The sequence below is a fragment of the Liberiplasma polymorphum genome, from assembly GCF_043951795.1.
In the GTDB taxonomy this organism is placed as follows: Bacteria; Bacillota_I; Bacilli_A; order Izemoplasmatales; family Izemoplasmataceae; genus Liberiplasma; species Liberiplasma polymorphum.
The window spans coordinates 31,824-53,178 of the sequence record NZ_JBIOAG010000008.1; the positions used below are offsets into that span (position 1 = coordinate 31,824).

Sequence of the window (21,355 nt, forward strand, 5' to 3'; positions counted from 1 at the left end):
TATTATGAATAAAACATTTGATTTAATTATCGCGGGGGGTTCTATCGGTGGGGTATTAGCAGCCCGTGCTGCACTCTCTACTGGAAAACGTGTCTTATTAACAGAAGAAACTGCCTGGATTGGGGGACAATTAACCAATCAAGGCGTTCCTAGTGATGAACACATTTGGATAGAATCATTTGGATGTACCGCTACTTACCGTAACTACCGTAATAAGGTAAGAGATTACTACAGAAATCATCCTTTTATTAAAGATGCCGTTAAATCAAAAGAGATTTTTAATCCTGGTTCTGGTTGGGTTAGTGCGATTGCGCATGAACCCCGTTTAGCCTTGCATTTATTCCATGAGATGTTACTGCCTTATATAACTAATCAACACCTTGTATTAATGACTAATGCGGTTGTTATTGATGTGGTGACTGAATCAAACAAAGTGACTTCTGCAACAATACTTAACCTTAAAACCAGTGAAGAAATTATCGTAGAAGGCACCTATTTTTTAGATGCTACTGATACTGGAGAATTATTACCTTTATCAGGGGCTGATTATGTAACGGGATCTGAAGGGACTCTTTATAATGAACCCCATGCAACAGCTAAACAAATGCCTAATGACATGCAACCAATCACATGGGTTGCTGCTGTAAGTTATCATGAAGGTGAAACCCATGAGATGGAAAAACCTGAAGAATATGATTACTTTAAATCGCTTAAAACACCTTATGGATCTGATTTATTAAGTTGGTACGGGCCAACCTTAGATCCTTCTTCTACTAAACGTCTTTATAAATTTGGTGGAACCTTTAAAGATGGTGATAAAGTTCCGCCTTTATTTACGTACCGTCAAATCGTCGATAAAAACTTGTTTAACCCTAGTTATAACGTAAGTGATGTTACTTTAATTAACTGGCCACAAAATGATTATGTGTTTGGCAATATTTTTAATACAGATAATGATGATCATCATAAATATATGGCTAAACAATTAACGTTATCTTTAGTGTACTGGTTAAAAACAGAAGCGTTACGTGATGATGGTGGGATAGGCTATCCTGAACTAAAATTAAGAGGCGATATTTTAGGGACAGATGATGGGTTAGCACTTGCACCTTATATAAGAGAATCCCGTCGTATGAAAACACGCTATATTGTTAAAGAACAAGACATTTCCGCAAAAACCAATAAAACACTTCCAAAATTTTGGGATTCAGTTGGGGTTGGGTGTTACCATATTGATCTACATATGACCACAGAATCTCAATCGTATTTCTTTGAAAATACATGGCCGTTTGAAATACCATTAGGGGCTTTTATTAGTACGAACTTAGAAAACTTAATTCCTGCGTGTAAAAATATCGGTACGACCCATATTACTAACGGATGTTTTAGACTTCATCCTGTTGAGTGGAATATTGGAGAAGTTGCTGGATATTTAGCGTCATATTGTATTGATCATGATTTAACCCCTAGCACTTTATATGCCGATAAAAATCATGTCAAAGCGTTTCAAAACTATTTAGATCAAAAAGGTATCGAACGTGCTTGGCCAAGGGACAAAGTTCATGCCATCTAATAAAGTAAAACACATGATTGGCCAAATGTTAATGTTTGGGGTGAAAGGCTATACGTTCACCGAAGAAATGCGCACCATGATTGCGTCATTTGATATGGGTGGATTTATCTATTTTAAACGTAATGTTCAAAATGCCAAACAAGTATTTACTTTAAACAAAGCCATTCAAGCATATGCGAAGACACCCCTTTTTATTGGGATTGATCAAGAAGGTGGGTTAGTTACTGCGATTGATGATATTACACCAATTCCTGGGGCGATGGCAACGGCTGCGGCTAAAGATTATTTAGCCGATTATAAAACAGTCACTAAACACGCCGGGAATGCATTAAAATCATTAGGAATCAGCATTAATTTTGCGCCTAACGGCGATATCAACAATAACCCCGATAATCCTGTAATCAATGCGAGAAGTTATGGAGACACTAAGGAAATGGTTTCTTTATACACGACCGCTATGATTGAAAGTTTTGAATCAGCCAGTCTGATCTCAACAATCAAGCATTTTCCCGGACACGGCGATACAAATGTAGATTCACACTTAGGCTTACCAACCATTCATCTAACCTTAGAAAAAATGGATCAGTTTGAACTTGTTCCCTTTAAAAATGCGATAAAAAACGGGGTTCCTGCTATCATGACCGCACATATATTAGTCCCTGCACTAGACGCTATGCATCCAGCAACGTTGTCAAAGCGAATTTTAAAAGGGTTATGTAGAGATACGTTAAACTTTAACGGTTTACTGATTACTGACTTATTATCGATGCATGCCATAAAAGATCACTATAGCCTAAAAGATACGATCATGCATGCGGTAAATGCCTCTAATGATATTTTACTTTATGACGCACCTACTTTAGAGGGCTATAAGCAATTTGTAGAAACATTTTATGCTTGTGTTGATGAAGGCTTAATTAAGGAATCAACCATTGAAGCAGCCTATAAACGCATTATGCATGCTAAAGAAACGTATCATGTTGGCCTAATGGATGCTTCATTTGAAGTAATTGAAAGCAGCTTAATGCCAAATGATATCAAGTGCTTATCAGAAAAAATCACTAAAGCGTCTATGACGTTGGTTAAAGGCGGTTTCAGTAAAATTGATTTTAAAAAAACGTTAGTTATTTTTCCTAATATTAGTATTTATTCTTTAATTGATACTTATCATAATAGACAACAAACATTCAAAGATTATCTAAGTGATTTAAAGATTGATACCGCTCAAATCTTATTAAGTGAACACTTAGATGAGGCCAACATTCAAATGATTTTAAAAGAATCAAAAAACTATAACCATATTGTAGTATTTACTTATAACAGCTTTATGTATCCCCAACAACAACGCTTAATGCATTTACTTGATGAGGTCAATGTTATTTGGGTATCCTTGCGTGCACCTTATGATGGGATACACATAAAAAAAGGCACCTATTTATGTGCCTATGAAGCCACAAAGCAATCCTTTAAAGCCATTTATGAAACGTTAAATGGTGATGAAGCAAACGGGACTTTACCTGTTAAAATTTAGCCTTTGATAAAGGCTTTTTTTTATGAAAAAAACCGGAAGGGAGGCTCCGGTTTTTCATCTATGATTCATCATCTTCTTTAGTTGATCTTGGGTGAATACTCACAAATTCCCCACCTAAACTTGCATCAACAGAATCATAATCTAATGTAAATGCATTAGGATCAGGACATAACATAGTCGTTCTTCTTGAATCGTTAAATGGGACTTTATAAATGGTGCCATTAATTTCTCTATATAAATACACTTCATGCCAAATGGCATTATCAACTGAAGTTTCAGTATATTTCGCTGGTTTACCTTCGTTATTTACTTGGTCGATGGCATTAACACGTTTGAATTCTGCACTTGTCCCACCATGACCGTTTGACGGGAATTTCGGTGAAACAAAATCAGAAGGCATATTATCTTCAATGCGCCAACTCGCGCGAAGGGCTACATATTTTTCAATTGTGGTTGCTTCAATGACTTGAATTTCCATTTGTAAGAAATTTGGTTCTGGACTAAATACTGTCATACGAATGGTGTCTCCTGGTAAATAGTAATATTGGGGTTTACGGTAATCTTCATGAGCGAATGTATTAGACCCACCATGAATATAACGCCAAAATGGTCTGAACGCGATTTTTTCACTACCTGGGGATAAACAAAATGCGTTATTACACCCAAGTGTCCAAAATAATCCTACATCAGTCTCAGCGCCTGCATTCCCACCTAGATAAATAGAAGCATTATCTAAATGTCTACCAAGATCTGCGTCATATCTGCCTGCCCATTCATTATATTCAGGAATGGTTAACACGGTTTCAATCCCTAGCCATTGATCTTTACTAGACACCGCTTTATTATACCAAGCCCCTGGAAAACAAGGTGGTGTTGATGGTTTAGGAACTTCTCCGCTGATCTCACCAGTCCAAACTGGTGCTTGATAATAACTAATAAGCGTTACCTCCTCATGGTAATGAATACGGGTTAAATGGTTGACTCTAACTGTGAATATTTTCGTATCTGTTAATGCTTTATAATTAATCGTTGCAGTGACCGTTACACTAATCTCTTCACCTTCATTAGGTAAAGTAACCACACCATTATTTGAAATAAATGATTCTTGATCTGTAACCCATTCGATGGTTGCCCCATCAATGGTTTCTATAAAATCAAGCGTTGTTTCATAAATGATTAAACTAGGTAAGACAAGATTGGATTTAATTTTAGTGAGTACCATCTCATCGGTTGGGCCTACAATAATGGTGTAGGTAACACTTTTACTTTCGTTATTTTCACTGAATGTGGCTGTTAGGGTCACTGTGGTAGGTTCTGTTGTTAAATAGACTCTACCGGTTGTCGTGTCAATAACACTTGAATCATCACTTGTCCAAGTAATAGAAACTGATTCATAGGTATTGGGTAAGGTTAAAAACAAATTTGCCGAAACCATTTCAGGTAATTCTATGGTAGTAATGGCTTCATCTATTTTTAACGGGGGTGGATTATCACGTGTACAGCCTACTAAGCTAACGCTAAAGATTAGTACTAACAAAATGGTGTAAAATTTCATCTGGTTGCCTCCTAATTTTACTTGCAGCCTCATAATCTAAAAACACAGTAACATTTGGATGTAAATTCAAAATTGATGCTGGCATGTCTTTAGTTATTTTACCATAAACCATGTTGTAAACTGCATCTGCTTTTGATAATCCGCTTGCAAGGAGAATAATTTTTTTAGCACGCATAATATTTTTGATGCCCATAGTAATTGCTTCAGTTGGGACTTCAGTAATATCATTAAAAAAACGTGCGTTATCAGCTCTAGTTTGTTCATCTAATGTGACTTTATGGGTAATAGAATCAAAGGGCGTTCCTGGTTCATTAAACCCAATATGACCATTGGCTCCTATCCCTAAAATTTGGATATCAATGGGATGATGATTAAGGAGTGTGTTATAACGAATACATTCTTCATCAATCGCTTCTGCTTTCCCATTAGGAATTTCACAATAATTTAGATCAATATTAATATAGTTAAATAAATGATTTACCATATATTGATGATATGATGCTGGATGATGTTTACTAATGCCAAAATACTCATCTAAATTAAAGACTTTTATTTGTGCATAACTGGTTTGGTTTTTATGATAATCTTTAATCATATTTTGATACATTTTAATTGGGGTTGAGCCTGTGGCTAACCCTAATGTTATGGTGGGTTTTTTCTTGACTGCTTCAATTAATACATTTGCAGCAGCCTTACTTAAAGCATCGTAATTTTCAAATATTTCAATTTTCATGGTTATCTCTCCTGTAAACAACTTGCCCTTTGCAGATAGTGGCTAAGATGGTTAAGTCTTTATCTAGTAAAACAAGATCAGCATCTTTACCGACTGAAAGACTTCCTTTTTTATCATCAATTCCTAACTGAATCGCTGGATTTAAACTGGCAAGTCTACTCGCTTCTTCTAAGGAATAATTTAAAACATGCACAACATTTTTAAACGCTTCAATCATAGGAAGTACACTTCCTGCAAGCGTTCCATCTTTAAGGGTTGCTTTTAACCCTTTTACAGTTGCTGTTTGTCCCCCTAAATCATAAGTCCCATCCCCAAGATTTTTAGCACGCATTGAGTCAGTAATTAAACTGAGGTGATGACAGTTTTTTGCGTTCATTAAAATGGTGGCGGCTTCTTTATTTACATGAATTAAATCTAAAATGAGTTCTGCATGTAAATCTTTATGGTATAAGGCTGCACCGAGTGCGCCAATATCACGGTGATGCAAAGGTGTCATCGCATTATAACAATGCGTTATGGATTTAGCTCCGGCTTTTATTGCATTTAAGACATCTTGATAAGCAGCTTTTGTATGCCCAATTGATGGAATGATATTTAACTGATTTAAATGTTTAGTTAATGTAAGGTGTTCATCTAATTCTGGTGCAAGGGTAACGATTTTTATACGGTTATTACTTGTTTTATTAAAGTCATCAAACACTTTAACAGACGGTGTTTGAACATAGTTAGCTGGTTGTGCCCCAGCCGCTTGGGCGTTGATAAACGGGCCTTCTAAATGAATCCCAAGAATCTCTGCGCCACTATAAGTGTTAAGACTTGCGGCCTCGTCAATCGCTTGTAAGGCTTTTTTAATTGCCTTATTACTTTGTGTCATGGTTGTTGGTAAGAAACTCGTCGTACCTTCTTTGGTTAAATAAAGACCGATTGTATTGATGGCATGAACGGTTCCGTCCATCACATCAAAGCCTTGAACACCATGAACATGCATGTCGATAAACCCTGGAATAATATAGACAAGTTCATCGATGGTTAACGGATGCATTGCCTGATGGTTTCCAAGGGAGGTAATCTTACCATCAGCAATACCTATATTCCCTTTAATAAAGCCTTTATCAGTTAATATATTTGCGTTATTAATTCCATTAAACATGGGCATCACCTCTATCAATACTATTATACATTTTTTTAATTATCTAGACAAGTGATACTACCCATTAATTTGTGAAAAATTTCTTTTTTAGGAAATAGCCAGACGCCCCTAATGCAAGGGTTGAAATAAAAATACTTCCAGTAAGTAATAAACCAAACTTAGGTCCTGTTGTACTTGGTTCATCTAGTCCTTCATCACCCGGAATAACAGGATAATCAAATGATGAAGCATCTGGTCTTTCTTGCATGGTAGCAGGATTCCAAAATCCACGCCCAATTAAATCACGACTAATGTGAATATCAATAATCGCCATTAGTCTTGATGTATCTTCTTCAAAGCGGTTCTTTGCGGCCCCTTCAAAATACAAATCGCTATACGCGTTTAATATTTGAATCTGTGTATAAAGCACTTGATAATCTTTTGCATGACTTAGTTCTAAAGTAAGCAATTGATTAAATACCGTATAAAGTTGATCAATATGTTCACTGTTAACTGCGCCAGCAGGCTCATAAATTGTTTCAATTTTATAGCGTTGTTCTTCTATGGCTTTAGCCAAAACAATCTCTAAATTCGCATGAGGTAACACAGCTTTTGTTCGCGCTGTTGATAAGACAATCGCATTAATAAATGATTCATTTAAGTTATGACTTGCAAACATCGCGCTTCCAAATGCCCCGCGCAAGTTTGCTTCTAACATTTGTTCCTGGTTACTATAAACACTATACCCATAATAAACCGGTGCAATCCCAGAATATTGGAAACTCTTATTTCCAATAATCCCTTGGATGGTTGCAATACGGTTTCCTACAAAGTCTTTATCATAATGGTAAATCATTGGTGAAATATGATCAATCCACCCGTTTTCTACCCATTTAGGCCATTCCTGCAAATAGTTATTTCGTGCCCCGTGATGATCAGGTGCAATCGCCATTGAAATTTGAGCATTAGGATTAACGTTTAATACAGCTTCTCTTATCGCAAAAAGCGTATCGGTGACTTGATCACGTCTAAATTGATCAAACAATAGCTTAACGGATGCATCTTCTATCATTAGTGTTTTTAAGTCACCTTCTAAATCATGAAGGCTCATAAAACGCTCTATCGCTACATCTGTATAGCCACTATCGCGGACACCTGATGGGTGATTAGCATCTAAATAAGGATATCTAATATAATCAAATTCCATTCCGTCTAAATCATAGTTTGTAAATAATTCTACATGATAATCAACAATGAACTGTCTAAACTCTAAGTTAGCTGGATCAGCAAATAAGGTTGTATTTTGAATGTTAGACCCATCTAAATTTAACATATGCCATGAAGGGTTATCTCTTAACACATTAGAAAGTGGACGTGCGGTTGAACCCATGAAGAATATTTCATTCCATGCATGCACTTCAATATTACGCTTGTGCGCTTCTTCTATAAAAGCTTTTAAGTAATCTGTCCCATGTTCGCCAAATGTTGCCCCATCAAGTGCTGGGTGCATATCAATATAATTTGACGGATAATTGGTATACCCTGTCCATAATGTTTCAACGTAAACTAAGTTATATCCAAGTGATTCCCATAAATCTAAGTGTTTAATAATATCTTCTAAAGTGCGTTCATTTGGACGGTGCCATAAAGCACGTGCTCCGATTTGATAACTCGGTAAAAGCGCAAGTTTAAGTTCTAATATTTTTTGATCAATACTTTGATAAAGCTTACGAATCATAAACCCATAACGCATTTTAGCTTGATCGTCTTCTTCTTGATTAAAGTGTTCGTAGTTTAGTCTAATTTCTTCCATTAAAGTTTCAATGGCCGCTAAGCTATTTTCTGCCCCATTAAAATCAATGGCATATAATCCGTCTAAACGCATGTGATAATCTTCAATTGCTTTTGCATAAGCATGTTCTACGCCGATTAAAGCAATCGCGGTGGTTTGATTATTAATCGTGACCGTATCTTCATGAATGCTTGCCATAGACCCAAGATAAACATGATTTCTTAAAAAGGCTGCTGCTTCACCGTTTCCTGATAACACGTACCCATCTTGTGGGATAACTACATGCGTTCCTAGAGCTATCACAATGCCTTCACTATTAACAGCAACTTCATACCCAAATGCATTCGTATTTGTAAGGCCAGCTGAGGTTTTTTGCTCCCACTCATAAGTATACTTAATGAGTTGATTAGCGCCTCGGTAAGCGCCAGCATTTACCCCATCTGGATTAGTTTCTAAGGTCGGGTTTGTATCATTTAAATGATAAGTAAATGTTTCTGATTTTAATATTGATAAATCCATAAAATGAATTTCCTCTCCATGTGTAAATTTATAGCCTTCAATTAAATAAAACTGAAAAGGCATGCCAGCACCAGATAACACAAAGCCATCATTTGGAATGGGGCTACCTTCACTAGGTCCAGCGCCCGGTGCTCTAAAATGACTAACGTGATATGTCTGTTTAGTCTCATCAAATGTAATGGTCATCTCAGAACCTAACCGACTAGTATTGGTTGTATCTGCATAGCTTGAATCATATAACACCATAGCCTGACTTGATCTTGGTATATTCTCACCCGTTATAACTGAACGGACACCTTGAGCACTCTCAATCGCTCGTGTAAAAAAGCGAATAGACGTGGTGTTTGATGGCACCATATGATCCCCTACTAAAATAATAGAACTTAGTGGATGATTATTTGGTAAAGCTAACACAAACCCATCTAATGGAATATAGGCTTCATCTTGTTCTATTTTCGTTACTTCATAGGCTTGATTAAACGTAATAAATGTCATATCTTCAAAAGAAGCATGGGTATAATGCCATAAAGCAGTATAAATAACGATGTCGTTATTGGTTTCAATAAACGTTACCCCTTCACTACTGTAAGAAACAGGATCTATAGTATCAATTTGAATTATAGTGTCATTATAAGTTAAGGTAAATGATGCTGCTTTTACTGATTGCGCCCATAAGAACACAAGAATTAAACTCATAAATAGTACCATTATTTTTTTCATTTAATGCACCTTCTCAACTATTAAAATCTATTTGCATGGTATAAAATGTATCAACCATTTTAAACCCTAATTTTTCATAAAACTTGGTTAGACCTGTCCAATCTATTAAAACGTGACTTGCGCCTTCTTCAAATAACTTATTACAGGCAAACAGCGTAATGGCTTTTCCTAGCCCTTGATTGCGGTAATTTTTATCTACACCTAACGGGCCAACCCCACCTAAAGTAGGGTAACGCAGTTGGTAATTTGTGTTATGCATTAAAGGATCTTTTAATGCATGATTGCCTCTTGCAAAGGCAATAATTTTTTCTTTATCTTTGGCAATAAAAATTGGCATGCGTTCATGGTTAATACCATCTAGTTCTTTAAACCAACGATAAGAGAAGTTACTTTTTACAAATGCCTTAAGTGCCTCAACTTCACTAGCTTCGCATCGTTTAAAAGTATAAGGGAACTGGTCACTCTTAACTTCTGGTTTTAAATCTGTGATTAAATTAAAAGCTTTACCTGTTGATTTAAATCCCTGTTTCTCAAAGAATTTTATGGCGTCTTGATTAATTAAACCAGGAAAAAGACAGTCATAATCAGCCCCGAGTGTTACGGTATGTATGTTTAATGATTTAAACCATTCTAATGCATGATTAAGTAACCTTTTTCCATACCCCATATGGCGGTAATCTTTATGAACATAAAGCATGGATATAGCCCCAGTTGATGCGTTATAATTTTGTTTAATAATGACTAAGCCAACCATTGTTTCTTTATCCCACAATAATTTAGTTGAACCAGGGATTACCGCTGGTGAATCAAAGGCGTGATGAAGTAACTCTGTAAAAAGTGGGTAGTCGGGGAATTCAGTGTTCCAAAGTTCAATAAATGCATCCTTATAATTCATCATAGTCTTCTTCTAAGTAAGGTATTATTAAATCATAATATAAGTCATAACCTAACGCATTTAAATGAATCCCGTCATTTGTATATTTTTCATGGAGTTGATTGCTTAAGTCTTTAAATTTAGGTGCTATATTTAAATAGTGAAAGCCATACTTTTTAGCTAAAATTTCAATCTGTTTATTAATAGCATCTATTTCAATATTGGCCTTTATTGAACTAATATCAATGGTGTTTGGTGCAATGACTGGTAAGATAGAAATTAGTGTGATATTTTTATGGTTAATATTTGTTTCTAGCATTTGTAGTAAGGCTTCATACATGGTAAAAAAAGGAATCTTAGGGCCGTGTACCCATGCCCCGTGATTACATAAAAAGTCATTAATCCCAATCATCATAAATAAATGATCAACTTCTAGTGTTGCAAATATTTTTGAGCGACCAATCAGTTCAAGTGTTTTATCGCCACCAATCCCTAAGTTTGTGATGGTTTCATGGTTGGATAAATGACTAAAATTTGCCGTAATAGAATCTCCGTAAAAAACTATTTTTTTCATATGTTCTCCTTTTTAAATAAAAGCCAACCCAAAGGTTGGCTTTTATCGAAAATTATCTAAAGCGTTCCTCAATCAACTGATCTAAAATAGGGGATATAATCTCCATCGTTGCTCGAACGTCATTACTTTTTAATGCACTTTCTAGTAAAATCATCATACTACCTTCAACTTGTCCATAAGCATCAGAACCAAATGTGTAGAATAAATCATTTGATAAGTTACCAAGTACTGATACATGGGCTTCTACACTTGAATCGGTTGCGTAGTATTTATATAATTCCATTTCAAATTGGAAATGATTTTCTTCTAAGTCTCCAAAATATTGCATTTCGCTCCATATTTGGAAAATGAGTTCGTCATGAATGAAGAAATCTTCATATCCAGCAGGGATATTTGATTTTTCATACCCACGGCTGACAACAAATGATGCTGGTCCAAATTGAATCATATTATTATAGTTGCTTAAGTCAGGAAGCGTATCATCCCCTGTAGGGAATGGGACAAATCCTAAATCAGTAAATGAACGGTTTCCGAATTTAGTATCATTAAATGCATGCCAGTATGATCCGTTATGGAAAACAATTTTACCGTTAACAAATTCTTGTTCAACGGTATTACTTAAATCACTTTCACTGCGCCAACGGACTTCATCATAAAGGTTAGCGATATATTGTAGTGCGTTTAATGTAGGCGTACTTAATACCCCAACATCTAATTGATCATTAACGATATACCCACCATTAGCATGAATCATACTATACGCCCAGTTATACGTTCTTCCACCAATTACATAGTGGTCAGCTCTATCACTCATGGCCGTATCTAACTCTTTAGTTAATGCTTCAAATGTTTGCCAGTTCCAATTACCATCTAACCACATTTGTGTTGGTAAATCTTTTTGGTATCCAAGTTCAACAAGTAAATCCATGTTGTAATAAATTCCGCCTGTATTCATAGGTAGACGGTCGTCATAAACATAATGACCTTCTAAGAATTTTCCAAATTGTTTTTTAGATTCTGGGAAGTTTTCATCCCCGTATAAATCCATATAATCGGTTAAATCTAGTATCGCACCAGCTGATGCAAGGGTTGGAATAGATGTTGTCGTAATTTCATATACATGTCCAGCAGGTGAACCTGTAACGACATTATTTACTACCCAGCGTTCACGTGCCCCACCCCATGTTGCGTTACTTGGGAATGGTTTATAAACGACTTTAATATTATATTTGGCTTCAACTTCTTCAATCAGTTGAATTTTAATTTCTTGGTTTAACCCTTCATAGCGATCACTTCTAGGATCTGCAGTGATTGGTGTGTTCGCGATAATAATAAATTCTTGTCCTTGTAAATTAATGGTGCTTCCGTTATCTGGATCCGGATTTGGATCAGGGTCTGGATCTGTATTGCCGTTTGAATTGTTACATCCAGCAATCACTAGGGTAAGCATAATGAGTAATACTAAGCTAAATATTTTTTTCATGGCTTTCTCCTTTTAAATTCGTCTCAACATTATTATAAGCGTTTTCATTTGTCTAGTCAAGTTGAAATAACCGAAATTTATTCCTGTTTTTAATAAATCATGTATATATAGCGAAATCGCTTATATATTAGGCTCTATAACATTAAATGCTTTAATATATCTAGACAAGAAAAATATCCGTGATTATCGTTAACTTGTCTATTATTATATTTGAATAAAAAAGCGCTTGCGCGCTTTCTTATCCAGTAATTCCAGTACGTTCTATGCCTTCAACAAACAAACGTTGAACGAATAAATACATAATAAGTAATGGTGCCATAACTAAAATACCGGCGGTATTTAATATTAGTGAAACAAAGAGAGGATTCTCTGTTACATCTTGTCCAATCAATGACCAAACCCCAAGTGAATTAAGGGTCCCTTGTAATCCGTTAATAATTGAAGTTAACTGATGGGCTAAGATTGGGAAATTTATATTTGCGCCACTAATGAATAATCCTGAGAAATACGCATCATTCCATTGCCAAACAAACGCAAATAATCCTACAATCACAATCGCGCCTCTTGCATTAGGCATCATAACTTTATAAAAGATTTTAAATGCACCAGCGCCATCAACTTGAGCAGCTTCTTCTAGTTCATAAGGAATGCCTTTAAAAAACTGTCTGAATAAATAGATGAAAATCCCTGATTTAATCCCCATCCCTAAACCACTCATTAAAAATATGGCTCCTGGTTTTCCTAGTAATCCTGCTTGTCTAAAATATAAAAACTGAGGGAATGCTAGGGTTGCAGGTGGGACGATGATGGTTAATAGTACTAACCCAAACAAGAGTTTATGCCCAGGAAATTTAAATCGTGCAAATGCATACCCTACAATAGAGGTTGATAATACTTGTAAAAGTGTCGCAAAGAACGCAATAAATAACGTGTTTTGGAATGCTGTCCAGTAATTTAAGGCAAGCATCGCGATTCTAAAGTTTTCAATCGAAAACGTCTCCGGGATCCAAACAACGGCTATATTATTAATATCTGATGGCGCTCTAAACGCGATGGCGATTTGTTGTAAGATGGGATATAGGATAATAAATGCTAACCCAAATAAAACCACAAATCTTAAAATAATCATAAATATTTGTTGTGCTTTTTGGTTAAAAGCACTTCTGTCATTTTCATTTTGAATGACATTTTTTACATAGGACACACTTTTATCAATCGGCTTAAGTAGAGGTTTTTTAGCATCTTGTTTAATCATAACTAAACACCGACTTTCTAATCACTAAGTAAATGACAAATAGTATTAAGAAATTAATTGCAAAGAAAATTATCGATAAAGCGCTTGCCATTCCGTATGCATAACGATCACTAACACTAGAGATAAATCTTGAAACTGGTGAATTCACAAAGGTATCTACAATCGTATAAACGATGACTGTTAAAAACATTGGACTCACCATAGGGAATGTTATCTTCCAAAACGATTCATATTTCGTAGCGCCTTCAATTTCTGCCGCTTCATATAAATGTCTAGGTATCGCTTGAAGCGCGGCTAAGAAGACAAGAATTTGAACCCCGCTAATATTAACAATTGTAAATATACGGCTAACGGATGTGACTAAGAATCCAATCATTCCGCGTCCTAATCCCATCTCCATAAGGAAATCTTGGAAGAATCCAAGTTGGAAAAAGCCAATGCCTTCTCTATTTGCTTCCATATAGTTACTAAATTGCCCGCTCATTGCAATATCAATGGCTGCAGCGTTAAAGATAACGGGAATAAAGAAAATCGCTCTAATCCATGCTCTACCTTTAAACTTAGTATTAAGTAATACGGCAATAAATAAACTAAAAATTAAAACAACAGGTAAATTAATCATTAAGTTTTGGGTGGATTCAATTAAAATACGGCTAAACGTTCTTCCATCAATCACTAAACTTTGAAACGCATCGACATAATTTGAAAACCCTATAAATGTGGTTAAAATTTCACCACGTAATTCTACAGTGTGAAAACTATAATAAATCGTTAATATAAACGGGTAAGCAAAGAAGATCGCAAAGCCAATCACCCACGGTAAAACAAAGAGTGACCCCCAGATTTTTTTCTGTGTTTCATAAGGAATATTACTATAAAACCTGCGAAGTTTTGACCAAAATTGAATAAACGGATCTTTAATGGTTTTCAATTAGTTCGCCCCCTTTATTACCCTATAATCCATAGCGGGTATTAAGGTTGATTGATACATTGTGCTTGTGGTTTTATAGTTAATCACGATTTCAACCCCGTTACTATACGTGACTTTTATTATGTCACGTTCAAGAATTTCGTGTTGGATTAAACGGGCTTCATGGATGTTTAATCCATCGACTTCTTTATACATTGAAACGGCTTCATCAAACCAGTTGATATAGTGCGTTGAATAATAACGATTAAACTCAGTATGCATTAAATCGTAGGTATCAGAATACGTCCAAGTAAAGTTCAAGTGCGACCCTGTTTCAATCGCTTTTAACTTATGCCACATCATCGACTGTTGGTCGTAGATATTAAATGATTGGCCTGCATAATCTACCAAATCACTTAACACGAGTTGATAAAAAGGAATACTCATATCAATAATATTAAATTCAGTCCCTTTTACTGGTAAATCGATAATTTTTGAAGCATGGGGTAGTGCAAGGGCTAATGGGTTTCTAATCATAATATCACTATGACTTTCAGTAATTTGCAGTAACGCTTCGTTAATGACAGCCTCAGTTTGATATCTAAAGTAAAAGTCTTGGTTGTTATAACTTCCATACATCATAGACCCTAAATCATTTAAGGCAAGTGTAGAAGTTTTTAAACGGTTATAATCGTTTAAAAAGCTTTCAACTACACCTTCTAAAGATGACGGATTAAGAATATAATGGGCTCTACTGTTTCTATCTGGTAAGAGTGTTGCGTGATTAAATCCGTAGTTTTCTAGTAAATTACCACTTATAGATTTGGCCACATCATTACGCATATTTAAGCGTTCATCCGTTGTTGGGGTTAGAAATGTTACTTCAGGGTAGATAGCAACATTATGGTTATCTCCAAATAAGAGTAACGCATTCATGGCACTTCTATTGCCAATCACACGGTGATATTTTATACGGCTTGGTAAATGGTGATCTATCCCGCCATTTAACCAGCCTTGATAAATAATATTAATATGGTCAACATTTTCTGCTTGTAAGGCTTCAATAATTTTCATGACTTCTTCAGTTGAAGTTAATGATTCAACCGTTTCATAAGGTACGCCTAAGAAATGATTGGTTTTAGTATACCCTGCAAGTAACGTAACATTCATCGATAAGCCTTCACTTTGAGTTTTTCTAGTTAAGCCTAAATCAATTAAGTAGTCACGGTATAAATCAGCCATGCCAACATAGGTACTATTTTCTGTATCGGTAAAACGGTATGAAACCTCATAATCACTTTCACTATAAAATCTTGTCCAAACTGTTCTATATAAAGAACTCGGATCATTACTGGTTACACCGGGTATTCTAATGCGGTCACGTTCCATATAATGGAATGTCGCAAATACGCGGTTATAAGAATCACTTGCCCCACTTACACGGGCATTCACTGATGCCATTGAAGCCCCTTCAGTGATGATGGCAATATAAGCTTGTTGGTCTTTTTTCATGCCAAATACAGGGAGTGCAGTCAGTTCTTGGCTTGTAGGTTTACTCAGTTGTACTTTTCCGTAATCCATTCCGTATAATCGCTGCGAATATTCACGGTTGCTTTTCCCATTATTAAGTTCAATTAAAGCCCCAGACCCATCTGGTACAAATAAGTACCCTTCATGAAGCGTACTCGCTTCTGCAAAGTTTGGTAAAAGATCAATATTAACTAATGGGTAAAGTGATTTTTCTTGAATCGATTCATTAATAATTTTTACATCAAACCCATCCTCGGTTAATGTATATAATACACTCACACCGATTAACGGTTTATTATCGACTAAGTCAACGCCTTGTTCTTGGTGATCTATAACCATATCTTCTTTTGTATAAGGCGTCATTTCAAAGACAATACGGTGAATTCTTTCGATGGCGTTTTGTGAGAAGTTACTCGCATTTCTAAGGGCGTAGACTTGTTGTTCTGTTACAAAGGTATACGCATTTTCTAAGAAGCGATAATCCACACGGTCCGCCTCAGGATCTAGATGCGATAAAATCAGTGTTTCAAAACGTTCTTTGCTTAATCGTTGGGGTAGGTCTGTGTAATCAATATCCATGTTTCCAATTTGATAATGGACTTCTACAGAGTTATCACCATAACGCACATAATATTGATTTCTACTAATAGAAAAATCATAACTATTCAGTGGTCGAATGTTTCCACTCAAATCTCGGTAATAAGCCACCAGTGTATTTTGTTGGCGATTAAGACTTGCCGGGGTAATATTTGGAAAAGTGTCTGCTTCACTAACATTCGAACGCCACGTATGTAACGTAACACTATCAAATAATTCAAAATGGGTGGTTGTTTCATCAAATCTAAATTCAAAACGGTTGTTGCTTAACACAACATTCGTATTACTTAATTCACTTGCATGGATAAAATCGGTCATATCATATTCAGCACGTTGTTCAACCACGAGAATGTTTGATGAAATAATCCAAAATAATACCCCAATAAATAACGTAATACTTCCTAAAGCAATGACTGTTGATTTAGGAAACTTATAGTTATGAATTTTTTCGATTATTCCAACTTTTAAACTATAAAACGCTCTTCTAAATATATTCCATGTGAAATAGTCAATAGGCGTTTTAGGTCTTTGATAAAGTGCTTTTGTTTTAATTGGTTTTTTCATATGCACCCTCCTAGAAATACCTTAATGCTAATTCACGATAAATTGCATAGATGAATTGGGCAAATTGTTGGATCAAAGTGAAAAATAGTAAAAATAAGAAGATAATAATGCCGATAGCTACAATCGTCATTAATGTGGTAATCACTGTTTTTTTAACACTATATTCATGGATATTTATCATGCCGAAAAAGAGCATATAGCCTGATAAGAAAATCGCTAAATAATGAATCATGTAATAAAATCCAGCTTCTTCTATCGTAATAACATTACTAAAAATCATATTAGGAAATGATAATAAAATAAATGGGAATAGAGCATAACCTAACATCATGTAAATATTTTTTAAGGTTCCCTTACCATCAAAAAGCGTGGTAACTGCCCAGTTCCCCACTGTAAATAACCCAATCGGAACTAAGACAAACAAAATTTGCTTAATTGAATTAAAATCACTTGGATTTTTCGAGTTTACAATAACGCCTAACGCGTTAAAACTAACCACACTATAAATACACATAATTGCAATGAAAAAGGACGCGACATAAAGTTTACCTTTACCTTCACGCTTCATATCACTATAGCCTTCTATTGGATGTAATAATATATAAAAGGGATGTTTTAATAAATCATATAACATATTAATCATCTCTCCCTACATCTTTATTTAAACGAATGTTAGCTTTTATAGAGGTATAGAATAAGTAGAATATGGTTCCTGATATGGCCACCATTATGATCGGAAAATATGTTTCTAATCGTTGATTTCGGTACTCTTTATAAGCAATAGAATAATTTATTGTATCATTTGCGAGTAAGAAATGTTCCATGGCTTCTTCATACTCACCATTTCTAAGTAAGGTTCTTCCAATACCACGGTAAGCTAAATAATAGTTGGTATTATGTTTTAATACTTTTTCCCATGTAATGGCACTTTCATCGTATAACCCTTGTTGGTATTGCATGGTTGCTTCATTGACTAGTGAACCAAATTCAGTAAGTTCAAAGACAATAATTGAACGGTTTCCTGCATCAACAACCACTAAATCATCTTGCAGATAATCCAGTGAACGTGGATTTGAAAACATCCCACTTTGATTCCCTTTTTCACCGGTTATATAAAGTAGATTTCCTTCACTATCATAGGTAAATATACGCCCTCTTTTTTGGTCTAATACACTGTATGCACCGAAGTGGTTAACGGTAATATCGACTAAGTTAGAAGGCCCACTCTCAACAACCTCAGCGCCGTGGACAAACTGAACATCTCCTTTAGGTTGGAAATACCCTTGGGTTCTTAAAACGTCTAACCCTTTCGGATTGATTCGTTTAATCATTCCATCCCCTGTATAAGTAGACGATGGATTCGCAATAGCGAAAATGAAGTTTTGTGCATCCATATGGAGATTCACAAATGATGGGGGTAATTGAAGACGCATTTGATCTCTTTGAGCATCTGTCATGAAACGCATCCAGAAAATATCTAAAGGACTAATGGCTACATTGTTAACACCGGTATAACGGTTGAATGAGCCATCAGGGTCTAATTCTATAATGCCTTCATAAATCCCTTGCGCAACTATAAACATACGTCCTGCAGAATCACGCGAGATTTTTTGTGGGCGGTAATCGATGTTTGAATCTTCAAACGTTGCATCGCTTGGTCGACCGTAAGTCCCAATAATATTAAAATAATGATCAAACTCAATTAATCTGCCATTTTCAGTATCGGCAATTAAGATACTACTTGCATTCACATGAATCCCTCTAGGGCGGTTTAATAATAAATCGGCATCTAACTTATCACTATGTTTAGGATGCACTTCAACCGAACTAGGATATTCAAAGACTACATCATAATTTGAATCTAATACAAGAATTTTATTGAGTTCACTATCAACAATATACATGTGATCGTTGTATACAAATAAATCGACAGGATTAACCATATTAATCGGATAATCGATATCTAAATAACGCATGGTTAAATCTTCGTTTGTTAAAACACGTTTAACAATCATCCCTGGAGCAGAAGCAATCGCTTCTTCATAATAAGAATAATAATAAGCATCAACTTGATAAGCATTGCTTGTGAATAATAATAACGTCATTCCTAAAACTATATACAGCTTCTTCATCATTTTCATATTATTTTAACCCCGAATGTGACATGGTTTCAATCATACGACTTTGATTAATAACAAAGACTGTAATTGGGACAATTAACATAATCGCACTAACTGCTGAGGCAGCCCCTGTACGGGCAATCCCGCCTTGAACAACTTGACCGAGCGCATAGCTTAATGGTTTTAAATGTTCTGAATAAATAAATCTTCCACCATCTGTTGACCATAAACTTTGGAAGAGTAAAATAATGAGGGTTAACCATGCTGGTTTTACAAGCGGCATAACCACTTGCCAAAACACGCGGTATTCACTTGCCCCGTCAATTTTAGCCGCTTCAATTAATGTTGTAGGAATTGTTTGCATAAAGTTTTTCATTAAGTAAAGTCCCAGTGGAAAAGCAAACGCGGGTAAAATGATCGCAAAGTGACTGTCAATAAATTCTATAAATGGTAAAAAGCCTAACCAACTTAAAATCATATAGTTTGGAATGGCGGTAACTTGTGATGAAAACATTAGTGAATAAATAACCAGTGTAAACAAGAGTGTTTTACCTGGGAAACGATGTTTTGCGAGAGGGTAAGCTGCCATAGAAGCTAAAATAACATGTCCAGCAGTTCCGACGACTGTAATAAATACCGTATTAAATAAATATCTCGAAAACGGTACCCAAGAATCCCCCATAAGATTAAATAAATCTCCAAAATTATTCATTGTCCAGTTTCTAGGAAATAATCTTGGCGGAAACACAAAGATCTCATCTAAAGGTTTAAACGCATTCGCCACAGTAAAAATAAGGGGATAAGCGCTGAATACACCAAAGGTTAATAAGACTAAAAATAAGAAAATATCACCTGAACGGGAACGGTTTAAACGTACGCGTTTAGGGGCTTTTGTACGGCGCCAAGTTTTGAAACGTTTGCGTAAAGAAGGTTTGTCTTTATAACTAACTAATTGGCTCATTAGGTTCCCACCCTTCTTAGGAGTTTTTGAACGAGCATATTGGTCCCTAGCATTAAAATAAATAAGATTGTGGCAATCGCAGAAGCATAACCCATTTCAAAGCGAATAGACCCATAATCCATTAAATGCGTCACAATCGTATGACCAGCATACTCAACTGAAGGCAACCCTGCAATGGCAATTGGGACGGTTGCTATCCCTAAGGCTTGGGTTATTTGCATAACCGCACCAAACATAAGCATCTGACGCATTTGTGGTAAAGTAATGTACCACAATTCTTGCCAACGGTTTCTAATCCCGTCAATCGCACCTGCTTCATAAAGTTCTTTATTAACAGTTTGAAGGCCTGCGATAAAGGCTAAGAAACTAACCCCTAAACTTAACCATAACTGGACAATAATTAAAATCCAGATAATATAATTAGGATCTTGTAACCAAAGAATTGGTTGTTGGATAATGCCCAGCTCTATCAGCCATGCATTCGCATACCCATAGCGCTCACTATCAAAAATAAGCATCCAAAGTAAGTACGCATTCCCTGATATACTAGGTGCATAAAATACAAGCGTCATAAACCAACGTAAACGTTTAGGTAGTTCATTGATTAACCAGGCAAAAAAGAATGCAAGCATATAAGAAAGTGGCCCAGTAATTAAGGCAAGAATTAATGTGTTTCTAACTGCAATGATAAAAATATCATCATACAAGAATAAATTAACGTAATTTTGTATCCCTACAAATCTAGGGGCTTGTAACATGTCAAAGAAAGTAAAACTAAGGACTAATGACATGACAACAGGTAATACAGTAAACATGAAAAATAAAATCATATAAGGTGCCATTAAAATATAATAAGGCTTATTCATTTTAAGGTTGCGGCGAATTCGACTGCTTAAAGGTGGCTTTTTCACTTGATTTAATGTCGTCAATTTACT

The 21,355-nt window shown here is 35.5% G+C and carries 16 protein-coding genes; 2 read left to right on the forward strand and 14 right to left on the reverse strand.

The genetic code is table 11. The features are described 5' to 3' along the window. Nucleotides 1–4: 4 nt before the first annotated feature. Nucleotides 5–1,573 carry an FAD-dependent oxidoreductase gene (locus tag ACHAJD_RS03020; RefSeq protein ID WP_435584384.1) on the forward strand — a complete coding sequence of 523 codons (1,569 nt, stop codon included), beginning with the start codon at nucleotides 5–7 and terminating at the stop codon, nucleotides 1,571–1,573. Beyond that, a complete protein-coding gene (locus ACHAJD_RS03025) occupies nucleotides 1,563–3,104 on the forward strand; it encodes a glycoside hydrolase family 3 protein (protein WP_435584385.1) in 1,542 nt (513 codons plus the stop codon). The genes ACHAJD_RS03020 and ACHAJD_RS03025 overlap by 11 nt, the downstream gene beginning before the upstream one ends. Nucleotides 3,105–3,162: 58 nt before the next feature. On the opposite strand, the gene ACHAJD_RS03030 is transcribed toward ACHAJD_RS03025, so the two are convergent. From ACHAJD_RS03030 to ACHAJD_RS03095, 14 genes are all read right to left on the reverse strand, one after another. Beyond that, complete coding sequence (locus tag ACHAJD_RS03030; protein WP_435584386.1) at nucleotides 3,163–4,659, reverse strand: immunoglobulin-like domain-containing protein; 1,497 nt, start codon at nucleotides 4,657–4,659, stop codon at nucleotides 3,163–3,165. Continuing rightward, nucleotides 4,622–5,392, reverse strand: coding sequence for a glucosamine-6-phosphate deaminase (gene nagB, locus ACHAJD_RS03035; RefSeq protein ID WP_435584387.1), 771 nt, complete (start codon nucleotides 5,390–5,392; stop codon nucleotides 4,622–4,624). Before nagB ends, ACHAJD_RS03030 begins: the two co-directional genes overlap by 38 nt. Next, nucleotides 5,382–6,542: an N-acetylglucosamine-6-phosphate deacetylase gene (gene nagA, locus ACHAJD_RS03040; protein ID WP_435584388.1), complete on the reverse strand. Its 1,161-nt coding sequence runs from the start codon at nucleotides 6,540–6,542 to the stop codon at nucleotides 5,382–5,384. The genes nagB and nagA overlap by 11 nt, the downstream gene beginning before the upstream one ends. Before the next feature lie 64 nt (nucleotides 6,543–6,606). Continuing rightward, nucleotides 6,607–9,552 carry a glycoside hydrolase family 10-like protein gene (locus ACHAJD_RS03045; protein ID WP_435584389.1) on the reverse strand — a complete coding sequence of 982 codons (2,946 nt, stop codon included), beginning with the start codon at nucleotides 9,550–9,552 and terminating at the stop codon, nucleotides 6,607–6,609. A 13-nt stretch (nucleotides 9,553–9,565) separates the two neighbouring features. Then, nucleotides 9,566–10,450: a GNAT family N-acetyltransferase gene (locus ACHAJD_RS03050; RefSeq protein WP_435584390.1), complete on the reverse strand. Its 885-nt coding sequence runs from the start codon at nucleotides 10,448–10,450 to the stop codon at nucleotides 9,566–9,568. Further along, a complete protein-coding gene (locus ACHAJD_RS03055) occupies nucleotides 10,437–11,000 on the reverse strand; it encodes an SGNH/GDSL hydrolase family protein (protein ID WP_435584391.1) in 564 nt (187 codons plus the stop codon). Before ACHAJD_RS03055 ends, ACHAJD_RS03050 begins: the two co-directional genes overlap by 14 nt. 52 nt (nucleotides 11,001–11,052) lie before the next feature. After that, on the reverse strand, nucleotides 11,053–12,483 hold the full coding sequence (locus ACHAJD_RS03060) for an ABC transporter substrate-binding protein (protein ID WP_435584392.1): 1,431 nt from the start codon (nucleotides 12,481–12,483) through the stop codon (nucleotides 11,053–11,055). Nucleotides 12,484–12,721: 238 nt separating this feature from the next. After that, nucleotides 12,722–13,738: a carbohydrate ABC transporter permease gene (locus tag ACHAJD_RS03065; RefSeq protein WP_435584393.1), complete on the reverse strand. Its 1,017-nt coding sequence runs from the start codon at nucleotides 13,736–13,738 to the stop codon at nucleotides 12,722–12,724. After that, the gene (locus tag ACHAJD_RS03070) at nucleotides 13,731–14,669 is read right to left on the reverse strand and encodes a carbohydrate ABC transporter permease (RefSeq protein ID WP_435584394.1); all 939 of its coding nucleotides are present in this window, start codon (nucleotides 14,667–14,669) and stop codon (nucleotides 13,731–13,733) included. The genes ACHAJD_RS03065 and ACHAJD_RS03070 overlap by 8 nt, the downstream gene beginning before the upstream one ends. Further along, complete coding sequence (locus ACHAJD_RS03075) at nucleotides 14,670–17,339, reverse strand: DUF5696 domain-containing protein (RefSeq protein ID WP_435584395.1); 2,670 nt, start codon at nucleotides 17,337–17,339, stop codon at nucleotides 14,670–14,672. A 10-nt stretch (nucleotides 17,340–17,349) separates the two neighbouring features. Beyond that, nucleotides 17,350–17,982: a Yip1 family protein gene (locus ACHAJD_RS03080; RefSeq protein ID WP_435584396.1), complete on the reverse strand. Its 633-nt coding sequence runs from the start codon at nucleotides 17,980–17,982 to the stop codon at nucleotides 17,350–17,352. Beyond that, entirely contained in the window at nucleotides 17,975–19,480 is a 1,506-nt protein-coding gene (locus ACHAJD_RS03085; RefSeq protein ID WP_435584397.1) for a hypothetical protein, read from the reverse strand. Before ACHAJD_RS03085 ends, ACHAJD_RS03080 begins: the two co-directional genes overlap by 8 nt. Before the next feature lies 1 nt (nucleotide 19,481). Beyond that, a complete protein-coding gene (locus ACHAJD_RS03090) occupies nucleotides 19,482–20,420 on the reverse strand; it encodes a carbohydrate ABC transporter permease (RefSeq protein ID WP_435584398.1) in 939 nt (312 codons plus the stop codon). After that, a complete protein-coding gene (locus ACHAJD_RS03095; protein ID WP_435584404.1) occupies nucleotides 20,420–21,331 on the reverse strand; it encodes a carbohydrate ABC transporter permease in 912 nt (303 codons plus the stop codon). The genes ACHAJD_RS03090 and ACHAJD_RS03095 overlap by 1 nt, the downstream gene beginning before the upstream one ends. Nucleotides 21,332–21,355 lie beyond the last annotated feature (24 nt).